Source organism: Rhizobium leguminosarum, from assembly GCF_004123835.1.
Lineage (GTDB): Bacteria > Pseudomonadota > Alphaproteobacteria > Rhizobiales > Rhizobiaceae > Rhizobium > Rhizobium leguminosarum_M.
The window spans coordinates 337,569-360,212 of record NZ_MZMU01000018.1; the positions used below are offsets into that span (position 1 = coordinate 337,569).

At 61.5% G+C, this 22,644-nt stretch carries 20 protein-coding genes; 4 read left to right on the forward strand and 16 right to left on the reverse strand.

Annotation, left to right across the window (positions count from 1 at the left end):
- Window positions 1–347: 347 nt before the first annotated feature.
- The 12 genes from B5P46_RS26375 to B5P46_RS26430 all read right to left on the reverse strand — a co-directional run bounded on the left by B5P46_RS26375 (window position 348) and on the right by B5P46_RS26430 (window position 12,365).
- Window positions 348–1,418 carry an LLM class flavin-dependent oxidoreductase gene (locus tag B5P46_RS26375; protein WP_129421298.1) on the reverse strand — a complete coding sequence of 357 codons (1,071 nt, stop codon included), beginning with the start codon at window positions 1,416–1,418 and terminating at the stop codon, window positions 348–350.
- 59 nt (window positions 1,419–1,477) lie between these two features.
- Window positions 1,478–2,854 carry an LLM class flavin-dependent oxidoreductase gene (locus B5P46_RS26380; protein ID WP_129421299.1) on the reverse strand — a complete coding sequence of 459 codons (1,377 nt, stop codon included), beginning with the start codon at window positions 2,852–2,854 and terminating at the stop codon, window positions 1,478–1,480.
- 37 nt (window positions 2,855–2,891) lie between these two features.
- Window positions 2,892–3,638, reverse strand: coding sequence for an ABC transporter ATP-binding protein (locus tag B5P46_RS26385; RefSeq protein ID WP_129421300.1), 747 nt, complete (start codon window positions 3,636–3,638; stop codon window positions 2,892–2,894).
- Window positions 3,614–4,513: an ABC transporter permease gene (locus tag B5P46_RS26390; RefSeq protein ID WP_129421301.1), complete on the reverse strand. Its 900-nt coding sequence runs from the start codon at window positions 4,511–4,513 to the stop codon at window positions 3,614–3,616. The genes B5P46_RS26385 and B5P46_RS26390 overlap by 25 nt, the downstream gene beginning before the upstream one ends.
- Window positions 4,514–4,546: 33 nt before the next feature.
- A complete protein-coding gene (locus B5P46_RS26395; protein WP_129421302.1) occupies window positions 4,547–5,572 on the reverse strand; it encodes an ABC transporter substrate-binding protein in 1,026 nt (341 codons plus the stop codon).
- A 328-nt stretch (window positions 5,573–5,900) separates the two neighbouring features.
- On the reverse strand, window positions 5,901–6,239 hold the full coding sequence (locus B5P46_RS26400; protein ID WP_029873593.1) for a hypothetical protein: 339 nt from the start codon (window positions 6,237–6,239) through the stop codon (window positions 5,901–5,903).
- A 95-nt stretch (window positions 6,240–6,334) separates the two neighbouring features.
- Entirely contained in the window at window positions 6,335–7,432 is a 1,098-nt protein-coding gene (locus B5P46_RS26405) for an ABC transporter substrate-binding protein (protein ID WP_129421303.1), read from the reverse strand.
- A gap of 51 nt (window positions 7,433–7,483) precedes the next feature.
- The gene (locus tag B5P46_RS26410) at window positions 7,484–8,524 is read right to left on the reverse strand and encodes an ABC transporter permease (RefSeq protein ID WP_064654490.1); all 1,041 of its coding nucleotides are present in this window, start codon (window positions 8,522–8,524) and stop codon (window positions 7,484–7,486) included.
- Between the two features lie 18 nt (window positions 8,525–8,542).
- The gene (locus B5P46_RS26415) at window positions 8,543–10,039 is read right to left on the reverse strand and encodes a sugar ABC transporter ATP-binding protein (protein WP_129421304.1); all 1,497 of its coding nucleotides are present in this window, start codon (window positions 10,037–10,039) and stop codon (window positions 8,543–8,545) included.
- Window positions 10,040–10,146: 107 nt separating this feature from the next.
- Window positions 10,147–11,040 carry an NAD(P)-dependent oxidoreductase gene (locus B5P46_RS26420; RefSeq protein ID WP_129421305.1) on the reverse strand — a complete coding sequence of 298 codons (894 nt, stop codon included), beginning with the start codon at window positions 11,038–11,040 and terminating at the stop codon, window positions 10,147–10,149.
- Complete coding sequence (locus B5P46_RS26425; RefSeq protein WP_129421306.1) at window positions 11,030–11,587, reverse strand: gluconokinase; 558 nt, start codon at window positions 11,585–11,587, stop codon at window positions 11,030–11,032. The genes B5P46_RS26420 and B5P46_RS26425 overlap by 11 nt, the downstream gene beginning before the upstream one ends.
- Before the next feature lie 13 nt (window positions 11,588–11,600).
- Window positions 11,601–12,365 carry an SDR family oxidoreductase gene (locus B5P46_RS26430; RefSeq protein ID WP_129421307.1) on the reverse strand — a complete coding sequence of 255 codons (765 nt, stop codon included), beginning with the start codon at window positions 12,363–12,365 and terminating at the stop codon, window positions 11,601–11,603.
- A 135-nt stretch (window positions 12,366–12,500) separates the two neighbouring features.
- Here B5P46_RS26430 and B5P46_RS26435 point away from each other — a divergent pair, with 135 nt between their 5' ends.
- Both B5P46_RS26435 and B5P46_RS26440 read left to right on the forward strand, forming a co-directional pair.
- On the forward strand, window positions 12,501–13,442 hold the full coding sequence (locus B5P46_RS26435; protein ID WP_129421308.1) for a 2-hydroxyacid dehydrogenase: 942 nt from the start codon (window positions 12,501–12,503) through the stop codon (window positions 13,440–13,442).
- A 10-nt stretch (window positions 13,443–13,452) separates the two neighbouring features.
- The gene (locus B5P46_RS26440; RefSeq protein ID WP_129421309.1) at window positions 13,453–14,484 is read left to right on the forward strand and encodes an L-idonate 5-dehydrogenase; all 1,032 of its coding nucleotides are present in this window, start codon (window positions 13,453–13,455) and stop codon (window positions 14,482–14,484) included.
- A 75-nt stretch (window positions 14,485–14,559) separates the two neighbouring features.
- Here B5P46_RS26440 and B5P46_RS26445 read toward each other — a convergent pair whose 3' ends face one another.
- Entirely contained in the window at window positions 14,560–15,636 is a 1,077-nt protein-coding gene (locus B5P46_RS26445) for a LacI family DNA-binding transcriptional regulator (RefSeq protein ID WP_129421310.1), read from the reverse strand.
- A 225-nt stretch (window positions 15,637–15,861) separates the two neighbouring features.
- On the opposite strand from B5P46_RS26445, the gene B5P46_RS26450 reads away from it, so the two are divergent.
- Window positions 15,862–16,788: an SMP-30/gluconolactonase/LRE family protein gene (locus B5P46_RS26450; protein WP_129421311.1), complete on the forward strand. Its 927-nt coding sequence runs from the start codon at window positions 15,862–15,864 to the stop codon at window positions 16,786–16,788.
- Between the two features lie 55 nt (window positions 16,789–16,843).
- On the opposite strand, the gene B5P46_RS26455 is transcribed toward B5P46_RS26450, so the two are convergent.
- Entirely contained in the window at window positions 16,844–18,970 is a 2,127-nt protein-coding gene (locus B5P46_RS26455) for a VWA domain-containing protein (RefSeq protein ID WP_129421312.1), read from the reverse strand.
- Entirely contained in the window at window positions 18,967–19,491 is a 525-nt protein-coding gene (locus B5P46_RS26460) for an RNA polymerase sigma factor (RefSeq protein ID WP_129421313.1), read from the reverse strand. Before B5P46_RS26460 ends, B5P46_RS26455 begins: the two co-directional genes overlap by 4 nt.
- A gap of 224 nt (window positions 19,492–19,715) precedes the next feature.
- Between B5P46_RS26460 and B5P46_RS26465 the strand changes: the two genes are divergently transcribed.
- The gene (locus B5P46_RS26465) at window positions 19,716–20,627 is read left to right on the forward strand and encodes an alpha/beta hydrolase (RefSeq protein WP_129421314.1); all 912 of its coding nucleotides are present in this window, start codon (window positions 19,716–19,718) and stop codon (window positions 20,625–20,627) included.
- Window positions 20,628–20,630: 3 nt separating this feature from the next.
- On the opposite strand, the gene B5P46_RS26470 is transcribed toward B5P46_RS26465, so the two are convergent.
- Complete coding sequence (locus tag B5P46_RS26470; RefSeq protein WP_129421315.1) at window positions 20,631–22,634, reverse strand: CocE/NonD family hydrolase; 2,004 nt, start codon at window positions 22,632–22,634, stop codon at window positions 20,631–20,633.
- Between the last annotated feature and the right edge of the window lie 10 nt (window positions 22,635–22,644).

Sequence of the window (22,644 nt, forward strand, 5' to 3'; positions counted from 1 at the left end):
TGCAAAATTCGGGTGCCTGACCCGCCATCATGGCGGAGGTGACGGTCCTCAAGACCGTCGTCCCGATATCTAAAAAAAATTAGAGGAATATATTTTAGAGAGTGTAAACGGAGCCGGCGGCGCATGCTATATCGCCATATTTGGATAGCATTTGCGCTTTTCGGACGGACAATTTGAGGAGCGCTCTCCCGGTGGTTGCGAAATCCTCGGACTCCCCTGCGCAACAAGGCTTTGCGGCTTGCCTGCGACTACCCGACGCCGTCCTGGCATCGGTAGTGATTTGCTGAAAGGTCTCGGCAATCGGCATGAATTGCAGCTGCGGTGCCGGAGCGCTGGCGCTTCCGGCTTTAGCCGCGTAGCAGCGGAAGAAGCTGATCGCCCTGCCGCTTGATTTCGGAGAGATACGGCGTGTCGGACAGCACGAAGTGGGTGATGCCGAGATCCTGGTATTTGCGCAGCGAGCGGGCGACGTCTTCCGCCGAACCGACCAGCCACGTGGTGCCGGCACCGCCGCCGCCGAATTTGCCCGGCGCTGTATAGAGGTTGTCGTCGAGGACGTCGCCGCGCTCATGCAGCTCGAGCAACCGCTGCTGGCCGACAGCGAGCACGCGCTGGTGATCGTGCCAGCCGGTGCCCTTGCTTCTCGCCATCTCGGCGACCTTCGCCTCGGCATCGGCCCAGGCCTGTTCGGTGGTGTCCCGGACCAGCGTCGTTATCCGCAGGCCGAACTCCAGCGGCGGGAGGTTGCGGTCCAGCTCCCTGCTCAGCGCCTTGAGCCGCGCGATACGTTCGCGGACACCGTCGAGCGGCTCGCCCCAGAAGAGCTGGACATCGGCCTCGGTGGCGGCCACCCGTTCGGCCGCCTCCGAGGCACCGCCAAAATAGAATTTGGGGTGCCGACGCTCGCCGCGGACCTGGATGCGCGGCACCACGGTGGATTCGGCAACACGGAAGTGCTCGCCCGCGGAGGTGACATTGTCTTCGGTCCATAGTCTGCGGACCAGCCGCATGAACTCCTTGGTGCGGCCGTAGCGATGCGCTTGATCGCCCTCGCTGTCGCCGTAAGCAGCAAGGTTGTCCTTGCCCGACACGATGTTGATCCGCACCCTGCCGCCCGTCAGGTGGTCCAGCGTCGCCGCCGCGGAAGCGAAGTTTGCCGGTCGCCAATAGCCTGGACGGATTGCAATGAGCGGTTCAAAGGTGGTCGTCCGGGCGGCGAGCGAGGCTGCGACGGTGAAGGTGTCGGGACGGCCCCAACCGGTGCCGATGAGCGCACCCTTCCAGCCGTGCTCCTCGAGCGCCCTTGCGTGGCTGGTCAGCGTATCCAGGCTGTTGTGGTTCTCGACGGCGGAATCGCCGCGATGACCGGCTTTGACGTCGTTGGGAATATACCAGAGAAATTCGGAATTATTGCTCATGCGATGCTGCAGTTCTGTGTGATTGGAACAAGGAAACCAGGGGGAAGCCCCCTGGGAAATCATACGGCCGCCTGCACCTTCTGCTGCTGCCCTGCCTGAAGCGCAAAGCCATTCGGCGGGCGCTGAAGGCCCAAATTCTCCCGCAGCGTCGTGCCTTCATATTCGTGCCGGAACAGGCCGCGCTTGCGCAGGATCGGGACGACCTGGTCGACGAAATCGGTCAGAGCGGTGGGCAGGATCGGCGGCATGATGTTGAAGGCGTCGGCAGCACCGTTCTCGAACCAGCTCTGCATCGCATCGGCGATCTGCTCTGGCGTTCCCACAACCGTCCGATGGCCGCGAGCGGTGGCAACCGCCAGATAGAACTGACGCAGCGTCAGATTGTTGCGCAACACCAGGTCGGAAACCAGCTTGAGACGGCTTTTGTTGAGTTCGGTATTTTCTGGCAGGGGAGGGGCAGGATCATCCAGCGAGTAGCCGGAAAGGTCGACGCCCTTGTAATGGCGGGCGAGGATATTCCAGGCAATGGAGGGATGAACCAGCGACTGGATATAGTCGTAGTTCGCCTGGGCTTCTGCTTCCGTCCCGCCGAGAACGGGGAATATGCCGGGACTGATCAGCAGTTCGTCCGGCCGGCGTCCGTAGCGGGCCAGCCGCCCTTTGACGTCGGAATAGAATTCTTGCGCATCCTCGAAGGTCTGGTTGGCGGTAAAGATCATCTCAGCCGTACGGGCGGCAAGTTCGCGCCCCGGCTCCGATGCACCGGCCTGCACGATAACAGGATAGCCCTGAACCGGACGGCCGACGTTGAGCGGACCGGCCACCGAGAAGAATTTGCCCTTGTGATCGACAAGGTGCACCTTGTCCGGGTCGAGATAGACCCCGCTTTCCTTTTCGCGGATGAAGGCATCGTCCTCGTAGGAATCCCACAGGCCCTTCACCAGGTCGACGAATTCCTCGGCCCGCTCATAACGATCGGCATGGGCGGGATGGCCTGCGATTGAAAAATTCTTCGAAACATCCGCACCTGTCGTGACGACGTTCCATGCCGCGCGACCCTTGGAGATATAGTCCAGCGACGCGAACCTGCGGGCGAGAAGGTAGGGGTCCTCGTAGGTCGTCGATGCGGTGGCGACGAAGCCGATATGTTTGGTCACCTGGGAGAGGGCGGCCCAGAGGGTCAGGGGTTCGAAATGCGCGCCCTGGGCGGTGCGGCGAAGTGCTTCCGGGTCCTTGGCACGGTCCCATCCCGCGGGGCTGTCGGCGACGAAGACGAGATCGAATTTGCCGCGTTCGGCGGTCTGTGCGAGGTCGCGGTAGTGATCGATATTGAGACCTGCATCGGCTTGCGCCTCGGGATGGCGCCAGGCGGCGATATGATGGCCCGTCGCCATGATGAACGCGCCAAGCCGCATTTGCCGTTTCGATGTGCTCATTGGCTTATCTCCAGATCAAATTAAGCTGTTGCTGATGTCAGGCGGCCTTGCCCGGAAGCTCGACCCCGAGCCGGCTGAGGAGATGGATTCGGAATTGCGCAAAGCGCGGATCGCCGTGATCGCGCGGCGTCGGCAGATCGATCTTGAGATCCTCGATGAGGCGCCCTTCGTCGAGAACCAATATGCGGTCGGCCAGCGAAATCGCCTCGTCGACGTCGTGGGTGACGAGCAGTACGGCAGGACGGTGTCTTGCACACAACTCCCGCAGCAGATCGTGCATTTTCAGCCGGGTCAGCGCGTCGAGCGCGCCGAACGGCTCATCGGCGAGAAGCAGGGCCGGCTCGCGCACCAGCGAACGGGCAAGAGCGACCCTCTGCTGCTCACCGCCCGAAAGCTGGTTCGGCCACGCCGTTTCCCGGCCTGCAAGTCCTACCTCCGCCAAAGCCTTGCGTCCGGCTTCCTGGCCGGAAGGTCCACGTAGGCCGAGCGTGACGTTCTGGATGACGGTACGCCACGGCAGCAGGCGGGCGTCCTGGAAAACCACCGAAAGGCTCTCCGGCGTCTCGAGGGTGCCGGTTCCCTCGACACCATGATCGAGACCGGCAAGAGCCTTGAGGAACGTGCTTTTGCCGGAGCCACTGCGGCCGAGCAGGGCGACGAACTCGCCTTCCTCGATATCGAGATCGACGCCGTCGAGGATCGTCTTCGTCGCAAACCAGCGTGCGAGATTTCGCACGTGGACGGCCTTGGTTTCGGGCTTCAGTTTGCCAGGGTGCGGCGCCATGAGAGGATCCTCCGTTCAAGCAGGCGGACGAGACCGTCCGAGACGAGACCCAGCAGCACATAGACCACCAGGCCGACGAGAATGACGTCGGTCTGCCCGTAGTTGCGGGCAAGATCGATCATGTAACCGAGGCCGCTGGTGGCGTTGATCTGCTCGACCACGACAAGAGAAACCCAGCAGAGGGTGACGGCAAACCGCAGACCCAGAAGGAAACCTGGCAGGGCGCCGGGCAGCACCACCTGAAGGATGAAGTCCTTCTGGCTCATCCGTAGGGTCTCGGCCAGTTCGACATAACGGCTGTCGATGCTGCGGAGCGCATTGTGGGTGTGGATGTAAATCGGCACGATCACGGCAAGCGCGATGGTCGTAACCTTCATGCTCTCGCCGATGCCGAACCACAGGATCAGCAAGGGGATCAGGGCCAGCGTCGGGATCGCGCGTTTGATCTGCACAGGGCCATCGATCAGGGCTTCGCCGATCCGGGAAAGGCCGGCGACAACCGCCAGGATCGTGCCGATCATCAATCCGATGCTAAGGCCGAGCAGGGCGCGCGTCGCCGACGTCACGAAATTGTCCTGCAGGCGACCTTGCTCTACGAGCCTTACGAAAGCCTCGATGACAGTCCACGGCGCCGACAGGATGCGCGGGTCGATCCATCCCAATGCCGAACCGACGACCCAGGTCAGGACAAGCAATAGCGGCCCGATCTGCAACCCGAAAGGGATCGCGGGTCCGGGACCCAGCCTGCGTCGGGCGCGGGGGCCAGCAGAGCCGGCCGAGCCAACCGGCCTTGTCGCGCGTGAACCTGCATGTGCGATTCTCCCGCTTGATGTCAGGGATAGTTTCGCCTCATCTGCATCCCAAGTGGTTGCCATGCTTCAAATCTCCTCTCCGAAGGGTGTCGAGCGTTACTGGCTCTTGGCCAAAGCCGCGGCGCCGAGCTTTTCGAAGCGATTGTCGAAAAGCTGTTCAACATTGAAAGACTTGTAGCCGAGCTCGTCCGCCAGCAGATTGATGGTTTCCTGGTGGCGCTTCTTCACTTCGCTCCAACCGGCGGGAACGATCTGTTCGCCGGTCAGCTTGACGAGAAATTCCCCGTCCTCCTGGCTGAGGCCCTGCTGACCGACGTAATATTCCTTGATCCAGAGGTCCGGATTGCGGTTCACCCATTCGGTGGCGCGTGCCCAGAGGCCGACATATTCGGCGAGAGCTGCCGCCTTGGCGGGGTCGTCCAGAACCCATTGCGGCGCATAAAGATGGCTCGGATCGTCGCGCAGGCCATGCTCGACGAGGGTTGCGCCATCAGGCCCGTATTGGGTGATGTAGCGCCTGATGTAGACGCCGCCGAGCGGCGCGATGTCGACCTGCTTGCTCGCCAATGCCTTCGGATAGACGTCGCTGGTGCTTGGCAGTTCTACCAGGGTGACGTCGCTGCTCTTCAGACCTGCCGCGTGCAGCGCGCGCAGAACGAGCGTGCCCTGGGCCTGCCCCGGGCTGAAGGCGATGCGTTTGCCGCGGAAATCCGCCAGCGTCTTGACGGCCGCGCCTGGTGCGATGCCGAAGCGGTAGATGGGATTGGCGATCGGATCACGGCGTTCGCGATAGGCGATGTTGCGGACGGGCAGGTTATTCCAATTGGCGAAGATGGAGGGGATCTCGGCTACCGACCCGACATCGAGCGCATGGGCGCGGAAAGCTTCCGAAGTCTGCGGCCCGCCGCTGATATTGGCCCATTTGACTTCGAAACTGAGCTCCTTGCCGAGGCCGGACACTTCGAGAGCTTTCTGGGTGACCGGATCGCCGATCGTCAGCACCGTGCCTGGCGGCACCTTAGGAAGCAGCGGAGCCTCTGCCTGAGCCGCCGCCGGACCGTGAATGGCACTGAGACCAAGCAGACTGAACAACGCAATTTTGAATGTCTTTGCCAATGTCATCGTCGATCTTCCCGTTTCGGATTGTTGTTTGCAGGAGCGATGCACGGTAAGATGGAACATAATCTACTAAATCGATAGACTATTTAGTTTAATGAAAGTGGCGCTGAGGGAAAATTGTCCTCAAAAGTCGGGTAACCGAAACGATCGCATCCGGCGCCTTCACAGGATGGTCGCGTTTAGCAGGCATGAAAAAAGCGCCTGGGACGTTCGTCCGCGGGCGCTTTCCGGGTCTTTGTTCAAACCCCTACTTTTGTTTAGGGCCGGGCAGCGGACCGCAGCGACCGCCCTTCAGACGCCAAGCCGTCGCGGACGTCGGGATCGCCTGATGTCAGGCAATATGCGGTGCATATTCGTTGGCCGCGAATACGTGATGGTGCACCTTGCCGGTAAAGAGCTGCAGGAGTTCGCCGGTGACCTCGCGGCTCTGCGACCGCACATCGGAGAGAAGTGCCGCGTTCACCGCATCCATATCGGGATAACGAATGGCGAGCGCCATGGCATAGATCGGGGCGCCTTCGTCGCGCTCCATTCCATCCAGCACCCGGATTTCCTCGGCGCCCGGAAATTTCGTCCAGAGAGGGACGAGCCGCTGCCGCACGAATTCGCGGAATTCCCCTTCTTTACCGGGATGGATTTCGCCTTCAAACAAAGCATAACGAATGATCATAGGGTCTCTTTTCCAAAACTCACCGGAGCTGGATCAATGGTGGTGTGTTGTCGTAAGATCGGGGCGTATCGGTCGATACGCCCCGATTGGGAGGGTTATTTGCCCCAGATTTTCTTGTATTGGTCGCGATAGCCGTTATCGGGATCGAAGCTGTTCTTCGGTCCACCGTCAAACTCGACGTTCTGGCTGGTCACCACATGCAGCGGCGACACATAGCCGGACCATGGAGCGCCCGCAAAGGCGCGGTTCAGTTCGTCAACGAGCTGCCAGCCCTGGAGGTTGAGCGGCTCGGCGACCGTGACGGCCTGGAACTGCTTGGCGCGGATACGCTGATAGGCGCTCTCCGAACCGTCGCCGGCGGCGACGTTCACCGGTTTTCCGTCGCCGGCAATGCCGGCCGAGGCGAGCGAAGGTCCCATGAAGTCGTAATAGAGGTCGTTGATCGCCAGAGAATGCGTCCACTTCGCGCCATACTTCTGCAGAAGCGAGGTGGTGAGCTGCGGCATGCGCTGAGAGGTTTCGGCGATCGGCGTGTCGACATATTCGAGCACCGTGCCGCCGAGATCCTCGATCTCCTTCTTCATGCGATCGGCCTTGGCGATCGCGATCGCATAGGTGGAATCGGTGAAGATGATGACGCCCGGCTTGCCGTCGGCATCGGCGAAGGCCCAATCCGCCGCGGACTTCGATACTTCCATCGCGTCGGTGGTGACGTTTGCGAAGACACCGACTTCGGGAACCGGACCGACAGCCGAAGCGGCGTGCCAGGAAACCATCGGAATGCCGGCAGCCTTGGCTGCTTCCATCGCCGGCTTCTGCTCGACCGCGTCAAAACCGTTGATGATGATGCCATCCGGCTTCAGCGCCATGGCCTGTCCGAACGCCGCGGTCCGCCCGCCGATCGAACCGGCGCCGTCAAGCGCCTTCACCGTCCAGCCCAGTGCACCTGCTGCTTCCTGAACGCCATTGACCACGCCGAGGATGCCGCCGTTTTTCATATCGCCAGCAAGAATGACGATGTTCTTTCCGGCAGCACCCTTCGGGCCGCTCGTCGGGCCATCCCAGGCGCTCACCTTGGAAGCATATTTTTCGACCACGGCCTTGGCGTCGGCCATCGAATCGGCCAATGCCGGCATGCTCAGCATAACGGCGACGGTTGCGACCGTTGCCTGCAATAACATTCTGCGCTTCATGTTCACTCCTCCATTTTGTTTGTTGTGAAATGCCGGGATGAGCCGGCATCCTCATTTGGATGCGGGTGTGATCCTCCTCACAGCTCCGCGCTTGCGCTGGGCGTAACCTGCTATGCCGATGGCAATCAGCAGGGTGACGCCGTTGAACAGCGGTTCGACGAAGAACGATCCGCCGAATTGCTGAATTCCTGATATTCCGACCGCCAGGATGATGACGCCGATCAAGGTGCCCCAGACGTTCACCCGTCCGGGCTTGATCGTCGTCGATCCGAGAAACGCGCCGACAAGCGCCGGCAGCAGATATTCGAGGCCGACGCTCGCCTGGCCGATGCGCAGCTTCGAGGCGAGAAGGACCCCGGTCAGCGCCGCGAGCAGTCCCGAAGTGACGAATGCACCGATCACGAATTTGCGGACCGGAATGCCATTGAGTGCGGCCGCCTTCGGATTGGCGCCGATGGCGTAGAGATAGCGGCCGATCGGCAGGTATTCGAGCACGATCCACATGCAGATGGCGATCAGGAGCACGTAGAAGCCGGTGATGGGCAGGCCGAACAGCATGGTGCCGTTCAGCGCATAGAAACCATCAGGCAGGACGCCGACCACCTGCCGCCCGCCGGTGTGCCAGAGGGCAAGCGCGTATAGAACCGTTCCGGTGCCGAGCGTCGCGATGAAGCTGTCGATTTTGGCGACCTCGACCAGCAGACCGTTGATGAAGCCGGTCAGAACGCCAAGCGCGAGAACGATGACGACCGCGACAGGCCAGGGCAGGCCGTAAGCCGTCTGCAGGCTGATGGCGAGAATGTGCCAGAGCACGATGCCATAGCCGACGGTCAGATCGATGCGACCCGATGCCATCGGGATCATCGCAGCCAGCGACAGAAGCGCGATGATAGCCTTGTCGGACACGATCGAGCGGACGTTCAACACGGTCGGGAACGTATCGGGCAGAAGGATCGAGAAGATCACGATCAGACCGACGGTCAGGATCACCAGCCCGTAAACCGGGATCAGGCGTCCGATCTTCTGTCCTGTGGACAGGCCGGCCATTTCGCTCTTGGTCGGCTCCAGCGCCGTGGATTCAATGGATTGCATGGCTGTTCTCCCGATGGCTCAAGCGGCTTCCGATGCGGATGCGGCTGTGATGACCGCCTCCGTCGTCAGAGCGCTTCCAGTCAGTTCGCTGACGATTTTCCCGCGCGAGAAAACCAGCGCGCGGTGGCAGATATGGGCGATTTCCTCGAAGTCCGTCGACACCACGACAACCGCGAGACCGGCCTCGAGCGCCTGGGTGATCAGACGGTAGATCTCCGCACGCGCTCCGATATCGACGCCGGCGGTCGGATCTTCTGCGACCAGCAGCTTGCGGCCGGTCGCCAGCCAGCGGCCGACGACCACTTTCTGCTGATTGCCGCCCGACAGGGCCTCCACCGGCAGATCCGGGTCGTTGGGCCGCAGGCCGACGGAATGGCCGATCTTATGGGCAAGGTCGGCCTCGCCGCGCGGCGACAGGAAGGACAAAAGCCCACGCCCGACGGCTCCCGGATTAAGGTAGGTATTTTCCCGAATGGACAGCGAGAGCGCCACGGATTCCTCCGTCCGGTCACGGGCAATCAAGCCGATGCCCGACGCCATTGCCCGTCGTGGGCTGGAAAGGTCGGGGGCCTCGTCATGCAGCAGAACCGAGCCGTTGAAGGGCTCGCAACCAAACAGGGCGCGGCCGATCCGTTCCTGACCGGCGCCACGCAATCCAGCCAGGCCCAGAAGCTCGCCCTCGCGGATATCGAACGATATCGGGCCTGTGCCGGCGCAAACGAGATCGCGAACCTCCACGATCGCCTTGCCGGGCGTGATCGCCGTCTTGGAAAAGAGGCTGTCACCGCTGCGGCCGATGATCATCGTCACCAGCTCGTCGGGGGTGGTCTCGCTGACGGGCTTCTGTCCCACCATGCATCCGTCGCGCAGAACGGCGACCCGATCGGCAATCCGGAAAATCTCGTCGAGCCTGTGGGAAACGTAGATCATGCCGACGCCGCGATCCTTTAAGGGGCGGATCGCATTGAACAGCCGATCGACTTCATCCGCGGGAAGGCTCGCCGTCGGCTCGTCGAGCACCAGGACATCGGCTTCGACGGCAAGTGCACGGGCAATGGCGACAAGCGACTTTTCGGTGCGCGACAGCGCCGAGACCCGGGTGGTGGGATCAAAATCGCAGCCGACCAGCTTCAAGGCTTCCTTGGCGCGTGCCTGCGTCCTGTTCCAATCGATCAGGCCGCGACGCATCGAGAAACCCTGCGACAGGCCCATGTTCTCGCCGACGGTCATCCACTCGATCAAACCGAGATCCTGGTGGATGAACGCAACCGGTTGCCGCTCGTTCGGCTTCGGGGGACGATGATGGTAGCTCTGGCCGCGAAAAAGGATGTCGCCGCTATCGGGCTTGTAGATGCCCGCAAGCGTCTTGATGAGCGTCGATTTGCCGGCGCCGTTTTCCCCCAGCAGCGCGAGAATTTCGCCCTCGCGCAGATCGATCGAGACGTCGCGCAGCGCTTGCGTGCCGCCGAAGCTCTTGGTGATCGACTGGAACTCCAGCAGTCTCTTGGCTTCCACTGTGGCTCCTCCCAAAGCTGCGGTTGTCATTGGCTGTATGTTATCGATAACATTTATCGATGGTCAAGCGGAAAGATGAGGATCCCAAATTTCCCGGGAAATTGACGTCAGCCGGCCTGAAATCCGTCGAGAAGACGCATCATCTCAGCCGAGTCTCTTGCTCCAAGCCCGGCAGCGCAGAGCAGTCGGTGAATCTCGACCACAGAGCCGGTCATCGGCAATGGCGTCTTGGTCTTCAGCGCAAAGGCCTGAAGCGAATCCAGGTCCTTCAACATATTGTCGATTCTGCCTGTCGGCGAGAAATCCCGGGCAGCGAATTTTGCCATGAATTCCTGCATTATCCTGTTGTCCGCCCTGCCGCCGGCAAGGGCGGCCGGAATGGCGGCCGGATCGACGCCGCCGGCTTCAGCGAGCTTGACCGCCTCGGCGACGGCCTGAAACAGCACGGCGCAAAACAGCTGATTGATCAGCTTCGTCGTCTGCCCGGCGCCCGATGCACCCATCAGCGTGTAATTGGCGGCAAGATGCCGCATCACCACGCGCGCCCGTTCGAAATCCTCAGGGCTGCCGCCGGCCATAATCGTCAGGCGTCCGCTCAGCGCGCCGGGCACGCCGCCGGAGAGCGGGCAATCCACCCATGCCATTCCGGTTTCTCGACGCAGCCGCATCGCCATGTCAGCCGTCTCGGCGGGGTCGATCGACGACATGTCGATCAGCACCTTGTCGGCATTTGCAGCCGCCGCAACACCCTTTTCGCCGAAGACGACAGCGCGGACAATATTTGCGTGATTGAGGCTCAGCACACAAAACGCCGACCGCGAGACCGCATCCTCCACGGAGCCGGCCGCACGCGCGCCCTTGGCCTCCAAAGCCGCGACTTTTTCGGTATCCAGGTCGAAGACGGAGACCTTATGCCCGGTTTCGATCAATCGGGTGACGATCGCCGTTCCCATGATGCCGGCGCCGATGACGGCGACATCTGCTCTGTAGTCATCCTGCATGATAATCTCCTCCCTTGACGGCCATGCCACTCAGTCCCTTGCAAGCCAGTGCCACGATATCATCCAACGCATTATCGATCGCCACCGTCACGACATTAGCTTCACCGGTCGGCGGCTCCAGTGTTTGCAGCTGGCTGTCGAGCAAAGTCGCGGGCATGAAATGGCCCTGACGAGCCTGCATGCGCGACAGCAGCAGATCGCGGGATCCCTCCAGGAAAACAAAGACCAGCCGCCCGTCTGCCGCCTGCCTCAACCTGTCCCGATTGCTTCTCTTGAGAGCCGAACGGGAAACCACCAATCCCTGCGATGTTTCTTGCGCGGTCTTTATTTCCTCGCCGATCCGGTCGAGCCAAGGCAGGCGGTCGTCGTCAGTCAGCGGTATGCCCTGCGCCATTTTCTCGACATTTCCAGCGGGGTGGAGCTGGTCGCCCTCCAGAAACACCATGCCGTTTTGAGCGGCGACACGTTCTCCAACCGAGGATTTGCCGCAGCCGCTGACACCCATGACGACAACGGCCAGAGGCGGTGCCTTTTTCTCGAAGTCCATGGTCTCATCTCTATCAGAGGCAGGTCGTGATGCCGCCATCGACATAAAGCGTGTGGCCGTTGATGAAGGACGAGCCGCGGCCTGACAGGAAAACGGCGGCACCCACCAGCTCCTCGACATTGCCCCAGCGTCCGGCCGGCGTCCGCTTCTCGAGCCAGGACGAGAACTCGGGATTGTCGACGAGCGCCTGGTTGAGCGGCGTCTTGAAATAGCCCGGCGCAATCGCGTTGATCTGCAGACCGTACTTGGCCCAGTCGGCGCACATGCCGCGGGTCAGATTGCGTACCGCGCCCTTGGTCGCCGTGTAGGGAGCAATGCCGGGGCGCGCCAGTTCGCTTTGAACGGAGGCGATGTTGATGATCTTACCCTGTCCGCGGGCGATCATGGGTTTGGCCGCTGCCTGGCCGACGTAGAACACGCTCGAAATATTGGTGGTCAGCAGCAGCTCCCATTTGTCCGCCGGAAAATCTTCCAGCGGCGTGCGAAACTGCATGCCGGCATTGTTGATCAGGATGTCGAGCGGCCCGATATCAGCTTCGATCGCTTCTATGCCTTGCTTGGCGGCATCCTTGCTGGTCACGTCGAAGATCGCCGCATGGGCAGACAGGCCTTGATCCTTGAGGCTCTCGACCGCGCGCTTGACGCTTTCGGGCGTGCGGCCATTGATGATGACCTCGGCGCCATACTGCGCCAGGCCTTCGGCCAGGGCATAACCGATCCCCTGGCTCGAGCCGGTGATCAGGGCACGCCGTCCGGTAAGATCAAACAAGTTCTTCATGTAAATCACTCCTCCGGTCTCGCCGCAGTCGACGGCTTCAACTGCCGCTGACGGTGAAACTCACTTGACATCCCTCTTCCGAATTATATGTTATCGATAACATAATCAACTGTCAAAGTGCGGGATGGAGACGGAATGCCTGAGGTAGAAATCTTGATGGCCGGAGCTTATCCGGAATGGGACATGGTGGATCTGGAGGCGACCTACCGCGTCCATCGCCTCTGGGAAGCGGCAGACCGGCAGGAGCTGATCGCGAGAGTCGGCAAGGATATCCGCGCCATAGCGACCCGCGGCGAACTCGGAGCGTCCGCAGAGTTGATGGCGCAATTCCCGAAACTGGAAATCGTCTCCTGTTACGGCGTCGGCACTGACGCAATCGACTTGTCCTATGCCCGCGCCAACGGCATTCGCGTCACGAACACGCCAGATGTGCTGACCGAAGATGTCGCCGATATCGCCATCGGACTGCTGCTTGCCACGGCGAGGCAGGTCCCGCAGGCTGATGTTTTCGTCCGCTCCGGCCAGTGGGGCAGCGTCGCCATGCCGTTGGTGACGCGCGTCTCGGGCAAGAAGGTGGGGATCGCCGGCATGGGGCGGATCGGCAAGGCCATCGCCAGAAGGGCTGCCGCGTTCGGCTGCGACATCTCCTATTTCGCCCGCCATGACCACACGGATGTTGCCTACGCCTACGAGCCCGACCTGATCGCGCTTGCGGGTTGGGCCGACTTTCTGATCGTCATCGTCCCCGGCGGGGAGGCGACCATGAAGATCATCAATGCTGAAGTGCTTAAAGCGCTCGGTCCGAACGGCATTCTGATCAATGCTTCGCGCGGAACCACCGTCGACGAAGAGGCGCTGATCGCGGCCCTTCAAGAGCGCACCATTCAGGCTGCGGGCCTTGATGTGTTCCTGAACGAGCCCCGGATCGATGCACGTTTCCTGACGCTTGAGAATGTCGTGTTGCAGCCCCATCACGGCTCTGGCACTGTCGAGACCCGCAAGGCCATGGGCCAACTGGTCAGAGACAATCTCGCTGCACATTTTGCAGGTAGCCCGCTTCCAACTCCCGTCGTGTGAGGGTCCTGATATGAAAGCCATCGTCATTCATGCTGCCAAGGATCTGAGGATCGAAGAGCGCGAGCCGGAGGTTGCGGGCGCCGGGCAGGTGGAGATTGCCATCGAAGCCGGCGGCATCTGCGGTTCCGATCTGCATTATTACAATCATGGCGGTTTCGGCACCGTGCGCCTGCGCGAACCGATGATCCTCGGCCATGAGATCGCCGGCACGGTCAAGGCGCTGGGCGCCGGCGTCGCCGACCTTGCCGTCGGAGACCGCGTTGCGGTTTCGCCGAGCCGGCCGTGCAACCATTGCCAATATTGCCTGAAGGGACAGCAGAACCACTGCCTCAACATGCGGTTTTACGGCAGCGCCATGCCGATGCCGCATATTCAGGGCGGCTTTCGCCAGCGGCTGGTGGCGGAGCGTTGGCAATGCCACAAGGTCGCCGATGGCATTTCCATCCACGAGGCCGCCTTTGCCGAACCCTTTGCCGTGACGCTGCATGCGGCAAACCGCGCCGGATCGCTGCTGGGCAAACGCGTGCTGGTCACCGGGTGCGGCCCCATCGGGATGCTGGCGATCGTTGCGGCGCGCGTTCTCGGCGCCCGCGAGATCGTCGCGACCGACGTGACCGACAGCGTTCTGGCGATTGCCCGCACCAGCGGCGCCGATCGAACGATCAACGTTGCCACGCATGCTTCCGATCTTGCAGCTTATAGCGCCGAAAAGGGATATTTCGACGTCATGTTCGAGGCGTCAGGCAATGAGCGGGCGGTGCGGGCGGGCCTGGAGACGCTCAGGCCCCGCGCCGTTCTCGTGCAGCTCGGCCTTGGCGGCGATGTCTCTATCCCGCAGAACATGATCGTTGCGAAAGAAATCGAAATGCGCGGGACATTCCGTTTTCACGAGGAATTTGCGCTCGCCGTCGAACTGATCAACGCGCGTCGCGTCGATCTGAAGCCGCTACTAACAGGTGTCTTTGGAATCGATGAGGCCGTCGCCGCCTTCGAATTGGCCGGCGATCGCAGCAAGTCCATGAAAGTGCAGATCGCTTTCTGACCGACTGCATGATCCCTGCAGCCATTCAAAGTGTTACAGCGCCGCGCATCTGAAAAGACGCGCGGCGCTTTAGTCTCAAGCAGTCGGCACGCCAGCGCGCTCCGTGCTTTCGCGCAAGACAACCTTATAGCTCGTCAATGTGATCTCATCGCCGGTCGACCCGCCGGCATGGAGGGCATCCAGCAGGCGGGCTGCCGCCTGGCGACCGATGCCATAACAATCCACATTGATGGTCGTGATGCGCGGATGACAGATGGACGAGATCTCGTAGTCGCCGAAACCGGCAATGGCGATGTCCCTTGGAACCTTCATTCCCCGGCGCGTGCATTCCATGATGGCGCCAAAGGCGGAAAGGTCGGAGACGCAGAGAACCACTTCCGTGTCCGGCCAGCGCTCCAGCAGACTGACGATTGCCTGGCCACCCTGCTCCATGGTGATGGGCGGGACGCCGAAGGAAATCATCCGCCCAGGTCCGAGGCCCAGTTCTTCGACAGTCTTCTGGAAACCACTTCGCCGCTGGCTGCCGCGCGTATCGCGCGCCGTCGTTCCGCCGATATAACCAAACTTCCGATATCCCTGGCTGGCAAGCGTCCGCACCAGCAAGGCCATCGCCTCGCTGTTGGAAAAGCCGACGACCTGATTGATCGGATCTTCCGGAAGCTCCCAGGTCTCGACAACGGGAATGCCGGCTTTTGCGAGCATGCGCCGCGCGCGCGCCGTGTGCGAACCACCGGTCAGGATGATGCCTTCGGGGCGGCGGCGCAGCATCGCCTCGATCAGCTCTTCCTCTTTCTCCGCCGAATAGTCGGTATAGCCGAGAAGAAGCTGAAGGCCGGTATTCTGCAGCGCATCGGTCATGCCGCGCGCGGTGTCGGAAAAATTCGAATTGTTGATGGAGGGCACCAAGGCGGCGATGAAGCCGCTCCGCCGCGACGAAAGACTGCCGGCAGAGAGATCGAGCACATAGCCGAGCGCGTCGACGGCCTCCATGATGCGCTTTCGGGTCTCCTCGGAAACACTTGCATCCTGGCGAAAGGCACGCGAAACGGTCATGGCGGATACGCCGACATATTTGGCGACCTCCGCCATCGTCAGCTTTTGAGCGTCTCCCGGCTTGAGACGCTTGTCTTTCGGCTCATCCTCGTTTTTCACTGGTCTCCGCTTTCACAAAGCTTCCGAGTTGGGCAATTCAAGACACGATAAAGTTATCGCTATCATCGCACAATCGATATTATTGCAGGAATGCACCGTTCCGAAGTCTGAAAACCAAGATTCCTGGCAGATTTCCCCAAAGGTCGGCAGGTCGGTACCTATACGAACCCCTCAAAACACGACAGGATGATATCGATAACAATTTCAGGGAAGTGGAGGAGCATCATGTTCGGGCAAATTGACGGTACAGGGTTTGAGGTTCTCGACCCGCGCTTTGAAAGCTGCTTCGTCGGTCACGCCCGCGTCGAGCGGCTTTGGACGGGTGGCCGCTGGCTGGAGGGGCCGGCCTGGTTTGCCGCCGGGCGGTATCTGGTTTTCTCGGACATTCCCAACAACCGGATGATGCGCTACGACGATACCAGCGGACATACGTCGGTATTCCGCTCGCCCAGCAACAACTCGAACGGCAACACTGTCGACAATCAGGGCCGGCTGATCACCTGCGAGCATCTGACGCGCCGAGTCACACGAACCGAATTCGACGGTAGGATCACCGTTCTGGCCGATCGAATTGCAGGCAAGCGGCTCAATTCTCCAAATGATGTCACCGTCAAGTCCGATGGGACCGTCTGGTTCACCGACCCGAGCTACGGCATCCTTCACGATTACGAGGGCGACTACGGCGAGGCGGAAATCGGCGGATGCCATGTCTATCGGCATGATCCGGCAACAGGCACGACCGATCAGGTCACATCCGATTTCGTCAAGCCGAACGGACTGGCCTTTTCCCCGGATGAGACGGTGCTCTATATTGCCGACACCGGCGCAACGCACCTGCCCGGCGGTCCGCGTCATATCAGAAAGCTCGCAGTCTCGAATGAGGGAAGGCTGACCGATCTCGACGTTTTCGCGGAATGTACCTCAGGCCTGTTCGATGGTTTTCGCGTGGACCGGAAAGGCAGGATATGGACGAGCGCCGGTGACGGTGTGCACGCTTACGATCCGGATGGTACTTTGATCGGCAAGATCCATATTCCTGAGGGCGTCTCCAACGTCACTTTCGGCGGCGAGAAACTGAACCGTCTCTTTATCACCGCGAGCACGTCTCTCTACGCTGTTTATCTCACCGCCAACGGGTCGAGACTGGGGTAACCGTTGAGCCGAGGCCGCCCTTTTTAGGACGGCCTCTCATTTTGTGCCTCCTGCCTCAGCGTTGACTGAGGCCGTCCGCCAAACGAACGAGGCCGAGGAAGTCCGACCTGTAGCCGAAGGTGTCAGTCCCTCGTGATGCCGCGGCGAGATCGGCAATCGCCCGGTAGGAATAGGAATCGAGGGCGGCGATGCGGCTCAGTTTCTGACCGAAGGCGGCGACGGCCACCGAGAAGCGGACATCCTGCGGCGCGGCATCGACGGTGGCGACCGCGTTGCCATCGTTGACAGGCGAGGTGATGAGGGCGCTCTTGTCCTCGCCCGGCCGCTTGTAGCGCATCTTGACGAAGGCAAGCTCGCCTTGATGGGCGTTGTCGGAGGCCTCAGCCGGCACCTTCTCAGCTGCGCCATACCGCAGGTCGTCATTCATCACCGCGGGACTTCCCTTCGGCGTAATTTCGTAAATCGCCGTGACGCTATGACCGGAGCCGATATCGCCGGCATCGACACGGTCATTGTTGAAATCCTCGCGCTTCAGCGCCCGCGTTTCGTAGCCGATCAGCCGGTATTCGGCGATCCGTTCCGGGTTGAATTCGACCTGGAATTTGACGTCGCTCGCGATCGGAAACAGCGTCGATCCGGCCTCTTCGACCAGCGTCTTCTGTGCCTCGGCCAGGGTGTCGATATAGGCGGCGCTGCCGTTGCCGTTCTGTGCGAGTGTCTGCATCAGGGAATCGTTGAGATTGCCCCGCCCGAAGCCGAGAACGGTGAGGAAGATGCCGTCCTTGCGCCTTTCTTCGATGATGCGCTTCAAATCCTCGTCGCTCGAGGGACCGACATTGAAGTCGCCGTCCGTCGCCAGCATCACCCGATTGATGCCGTCCTTGACGAAGCCCTGCTTGGCAAGATCGTAGGCTGCCTCGATGCCTTCGGCGCCGCCGGTCGAGCCGCCGGGCTCCAGGCTGTCGATTGCCGACAGGATCTTCGATTTCTCCGCCACGCGTGTCGGGGACAGCACGGTGCCGGCATTGCCGGCATAGGTGACGATCGAGACGGTATCGTCGGCCTTCAGCCTGTTGACGAGGAGACGGAAGGCGCTCTTCAGAAGCGGCAGCTTGTCCGGCTCGTCCATCGAGCCCGACACGTCGATCAGGAAGACCAGATTGGCGTGCGGCGTGGTCGCCGGCGCGATGTCATAGCCCTTGATCGCCACATGCATCAATTCCGTGTCGTGGTTCCACGGCGTCGGCATCACCGTCACGGTCGCCTTGAAAGGCTGGTCGGCACTATCAGGACCCGGCCAGTCATAGGGAAAATAATTGATCATCTCCTCAACGCGAACCGATTGCGGATCGGGCATCGCCCCGCCGGTCAACGAGCGGCGGACGAAGGCATAGGACGCGCTGTCGACATCGGCGGAGAAGGTCGAGACCGGATCCGTCGCCACGCTCTTGATCGGATTTGCCGCAGCATTGGCAAATCGCTCGCGATTGGAATCGAGCTGAATCTGGACATGCCCCTCTGCAGGCGGAGTAGGCGAAGGGGCGATGGCAGCCATCGGTTCGGCAAACTGCCGCTGGGGGACGATGCCGGGAGCGGCCGGCACAGCGCGTTTGGCCGCCCCGAGTGCCGCGGCAGAACCCTCCGGCTTGTTCGTGGGGGCGGCGGCGTCGCTGGCATCGAATTCGGATGTCTGCGACGAATCGGGTTTCGCGAGTGCCGGTGCCTCCTTGTCCTGCGGGGCTTGCGCGACGGCAACAGAATGCTCAGCCAGGCTGTTGTTCCCGCCCGGTGCTTGCGGCGCGACCGTAACCGGCTGACCGGCGGTTGCAGCCGGTTGTTTCGACGCCTCACTTTTCGAAAGATTGCCGGCGATCTCAGTCTGATCGACGATCGGCAATCCCTTGCGGGTCAGCTCGATCGCGAGATAACCGGCGGCGGGAATAACGAGCAGCGTCGCAAGGGCTGAACCGGCGAGGAATTTCTTGTTCATGGCAGGGCTCCATATCCAGTTGATGATGGAGCTTTGACGCCAGCCTTTCGCATTTCCTTGGGGCGCCGCCGCATTATTTCCGGCGGCGTCGAAGGCCTGCATCGCCGCAGCAAGCGCACGCGCGCGCGCCTCCGGATCGGGTGCCGGCGGTGTGAGGCGGGAGAGCTTTTCGAGTTCCTTGTCCACGGTCATACCTCTTCCTTGCCGAGCACGGCCTTCAGCCTCTTGCGCGCCTCATGGACCTGCCAGGACACCGTCGCCTCCGAACAGCCCATGACATCGGCAGCAGCCGAATGGCTGAGACCTTCGCCGTAAACGAGCAGCACGGCGTCGCATTGCCTTTCCGGCAAGGCGCGCACGGCTGCCCATAATTCGCTCGATATCTCGTCATCATTTCCGGCCGGCGCATCCTGCTGTGGTTCGGCGGCGTAAGCGCGGAATGTCTGCGCCTCTCGTGCAAGCTTGCGTCTATGGTCACGGGCGGCGTTGAGCGTCAGAGTATAGAGCCATGTCCTGAAGCGGCTGGCGCCGCGAAAGCTGCGGATGGCCGCGCCGAGCTTGACGCAGACCTCCTGGGCGATGTCGTCGGCATCCGTGGAACTGCCAGACCACCGCCACGCCGTCGCATGGACGAAATCATAGTGGCGCGAGACCAGTTGCCCGAAAGCCTCCCGGTCGCCGCCCTGCGCTCGTTCTATGAGCTCCGCATCCAATTCCGCACCTACCCCAAACCGAACAGCAAGATGCTAATTCGAGATTGAGACGTTTCTCGGATGGCTTTCCTTGGGTCCACGATGAAAAAATTATTGGGAATTTTGAAAGCCGCGACATTCATGGGTCGCGGCCAGACAGATCGGCTCCGTCACAAAGGCGCATGATGAAGATAGAGTCGGCCAGGGACATGATCTGTCATGTCCCAAATCGCGAAAGGACCTGCATGTCCGCTCAACCGCCTGTCCCCACTGAAAGGGGCATCCTGCAGTTTCTGGCGATTTGCGATTCCTTCTATCCGCCAGACGCCGTTCAAGCATCGATCGAACAGCAGCGACATTGGTACGACGCTCTTTGCGCGCGTTTCGACCGCCCGCTGCCCCCGGAGATGATCTTTGCGGACGGCATGCTCCAGCGCATACCGATCCGGCGCTACCGTCCGCGGAAAATCAGCACGCGCACCATTCTTCTCTATCTTCATGGCGGCGGCTTCGTTGTCGGTTCGCTCGAGAGCCATCATGCCATCTGCGCCGAGATCGCGGATTTTGCCGGTGCGGAACTCGTTTCGGTCGATTACCGGCTGGCCCCTGAATATCGCTGGCCGGCACAGACGGATGACGGCTTTACCGTGTTGAAGCATCTGCTTTCCGCCAACAGCAAGGTCGTGCTGATCGGCGACAGCGCCGGGGCCAATCTTGCAGCGGGCCTTGCATTGCGGGCGCGCGACGAGGGCCTGTCCGGCGTCGTCGGCCAGGTCCTGATCTATCCGGCGCTGGGCGGTGACCTTGCTGCAGGCTCCTATGTCGAAATGGCTGCGGCTCCAGGATTGACGACGGCGGATGTCGCTTATTACCGCGAGATCCTGCAGGCGCCGGCAGGCAATGAGATCGCCGAGCCGCTGCATGCAGCTTCACTTGCCGGGCTGCCGCCAGCATTCATCACGGTCGCGCATTTCGATCCGCTGCGGGATGACGGCCGGCACTATGCCGCCCGGCTCACCGCGGAGGGCGTCGACGTCTGGTTCCGGGAGGAGCCGCAGATGGTGCATGCCTGGCTGCGCGCCCGTCACATGAGCGATGGCGCACGGGACGGCTTCCGCGCCGTCTGCGAGGCGATCAGGCGCTTTGCGGCGGCCTGACGATCACATCAGGTCGCGCGCAATCCGCTTTTCCGCAAAGACCTTCTCGAAGATCTGCACATCGTCCTCGAAGGCCGTGACGACAGCACTGATGATCCACTCGGCCCTGGTGCAGGCAATCCTAGCGGTCGACACCGTCCGCACGAACCAGCCTGGGCGGCGCATGTCGCAGGTCCAGGTTGACATGCCTATCATCGACAGCGGATCATCCCGTGAAATCGACCAGACTTCCTCCCGCAATTGCCGCGTCGACAGGCCGGTCTGCGGGTGTTCGGTGAGTCCGGTGTCCTCGTGGATATGATATTCCGTTCGGTTGGCCGAGAGATCGCGGACGACCTGCCGCTTCGTTGCGGCGCCGACATGCTCGATGTATTTCGGCAGGGGATCGGGATTGGCCGGTTCCTTGATGTCGATCCTCTGGTGGTCGCCGAACATCGGCAGCGCCAGGCCGAGCGACGCGACATCGATGTCGATTCCTTCGTTATCAGGCGGTGGAAGGATCATCGGCCAGTATGACGTGGAGAGGGAAAGGCGGATGCGATGCCCTTTGCGGAAGCGATAGCCGCAGGCATCGAGCACGAGGCGGATCGACACCGTCTCCCCAGGGAGCAGGGGCTTCGGATCTGCGTTGCCGTCCCGGTGGGTGAGATTGATGACGCCGAAGGCGACACGCGTTGCCGTGCCATCCGGATGGATATCGACGAGCCGGGCGCAGAGATTTCCGGTCGTGGCCCGAGAACGCAGCGAAAGTACGAGCACGGGTCGGCCGAGATAGTCGCAATCATCGGCAAGCGGCATCGTATCGAAGACCAGCGAACCGGCATCGTCCGAGCGTTGATCGCCTGCCATTTCAGCGTCGGGCTTCAGTGTGAAATATTCGCCGGACGCCGTACCGGTGTCGAGGGGAGAGCTGAGATAGACGGAATGCTCGGGCGCCTGCGGGATCGGCATGCCTTCCGTCAATTTGCCGAACTGCTCCACGTAGAAGCACTGCATCTGCGGTGGCGACCAAGCATCCTTAGCGACCCAGAAGCCCGGATCGCTGTCGCGTCGCGGGGCAGGGCGGATCGCATCGAGAATATAGGCGCGGGCCTGCGGCAGCCTGTCGATGCCATTGTCCTCGCCACGCAGCCATTTGTTCCACCAGGCGATTGCTTCGCCATGGAAATCCGTGCGGGGCTTCGGCCAGGCAAAGTGCGGATATTTGTGAACCCAGGGGCCGATCAGCGCCTTGGCTTTCCCGCCCAGGCCTTCGACCGCCATCAGAGGCGTATTGCGGTAGCCGTCCGCCCAGCCCGCGATCACCAGCGCGGGGATCTCGACGCTCGAAAAATCTTCTGAGATCGAGCCATGACGCCAGAAATCATCGCGCCGCTGGTGGGTCAGCCACTCCTCCATGAAGAAGGGTTCGCCTGCCAGACGTTCCAGCCACATCTCCTTCCAGCGCTCGCCGACAAGTGCCGGGTCGGGCGGTCGTGACTGGTAGCCGAGCATCGTCGCCGCCCATGAGAGTTGGGCAGAGAGATGGCAACCGTTCTTGTAGTGGATGTCGTCATTGTAGCGGTCGACCGTCGAGGCGATTGATATGACGGCCTTGAGCGCCGGCGGGCGCAGCGCTGCGACCTGAAGGCAGTTGAAGCCGCCCCAGGAGATGCCCATCATACCGACCGAGCCGTTCGACCATGGCTGCGCGGCAATCCAGGCAATAAGCTCGCAGGCATCGGCAAGTTCGCATTCGGTGTATTCGCCGTCGATGATACCATCGGACTCTCCGGATCCGCGGATATCGACGCGCACGCCGGCAATGCCTGCCGCCGCAAACACCGGATAGGTCGACTCGTCCCTGAGGCTGGTTCCGTCTCGCTTGCGATAGGGCAGGAATTCGAAGACGGCCGGAACGGGATCTTCCTCCGCGCGATCAGGCATCCAGATGCGCGCGGCAAGTCGCGTCCCATCCTTCAGCGTAATCCATTCATTCTCGATGGTGGTGAAGCCGCGCGAGGTCATGTTCATTCCT

Coding starts and splice junctions, on each gene's coding strand:
- B5P46_RS26375 (WP_129421298.1), bottom strand. CDS start 1,418: ATGAGCAATAATTCCGAATTTCTCTGGTATATTCCCAACGACGTCAAA.
- B5P46_RS26405 (WP_129421303.1), bottom strand. CDS start 7,432: ATGAAGCGCAGAATGTTATTGCAGGCAACGGTCGCAACCGTCGCCGTT.
- B5P46_RS26430 (WP_129421307.1), bottom strand. CDS start 12,365: ATGAAGAACTTGTTTGATCTTACCGGACGGCGTGCCCTGATCACCGGC.
- B5P46_RS26390 (WP_129421301.1), bottom strand. CDS start 4,513: ATGGCAACCACTTGGGATGCAGATGAGGCGAAACTATCCCTGACATCA.
- B5P46_RS26410 (WP_064654490.1), bottom strand. CDS start 8,524: ATGCAATCCATTGAATCCACGGCGCTGGAGCCGACCAAGAGCGAAATG.
- B5P46_RS26465 (WP_129421314.1), top strand. CDS start 19,716: ATGTCCGCTCAACCGCCTGTCCCCACTGAAAGGGGCATCCTGCAGTTT.
- B5P46_RS26380 (WP_129421299.1), bottom strand. CDS start 2,854: ATGAGCACATCGAAACGGCAAATGCGGCTTGGCGCGTTCATCATGGCG.
- B5P46_RS26435 (WP_129421308.1), top strand. CDS start 12,501: ATGCCTGAGGTAGAAATCTTGATGGCCGGAGCTTATCCGGAATGGGAC.
- B5P46_RS26400 (WP_029873593.1), bottom strand. CDS start 6,239: ATGATCATTCGTTATGCTTTGTTTGAAGGCGAAATCCATCCCGGTAAA.
- B5P46_RS26425 (WP_129421306.1), bottom strand. CDS start 11,587: ATGGACTTCGAGAAAAAGGCACCGCCTCTGGCCGTTGTCGTCATGGGT.
- B5P46_RS26385 (WP_129421300.1), bottom strand. CDS start 3,638: ATGGCGCCGCACCCTGGCAAACTGAAGCCCGAAACCAAGGCCGTCCAC.
- B5P46_RS26455 (WP_129421312.1), bottom strand. CDS start 18,970: ATGACCGTGGACAAGGAACTCGAAAAGCTCTCCCGCCTCACACCGCCG.
- B5P46_RS26450 (WP_129421311.1), top strand. CDS start 15,862: ATGTTCGGGCAAATTGACGGTACAGGGTTTGAGGTTCTCGACCCGCGC.
- B5P46_RS26470 (WP_129421315.1), bottom strand. CDS start 22,634: ATGACCTCGCGCGGCTTCACCACCATCGAGAATGAATGGATTACGCTG.
- B5P46_RS26420 (WP_129421305.1), bottom strand. CDS start 11,040: ATGCAGGATGACTACAGAGCAGATGTCGCCGTCATCGGCGCCGGCATC.
- B5P46_RS26440 (WP_129421309.1), top strand. CDS start 13,453: ATGAAAGCCATCGTCATTCATGCTGCCAAGGATCTGAGGATCGAAGAG.
- B5P46_RS26395 (WP_129421302.1), bottom strand. CDS start 5,572: ATGACATTGGCAAAGACATTCAAAATTGCGTTGTTCAGTCTGCTTGGT.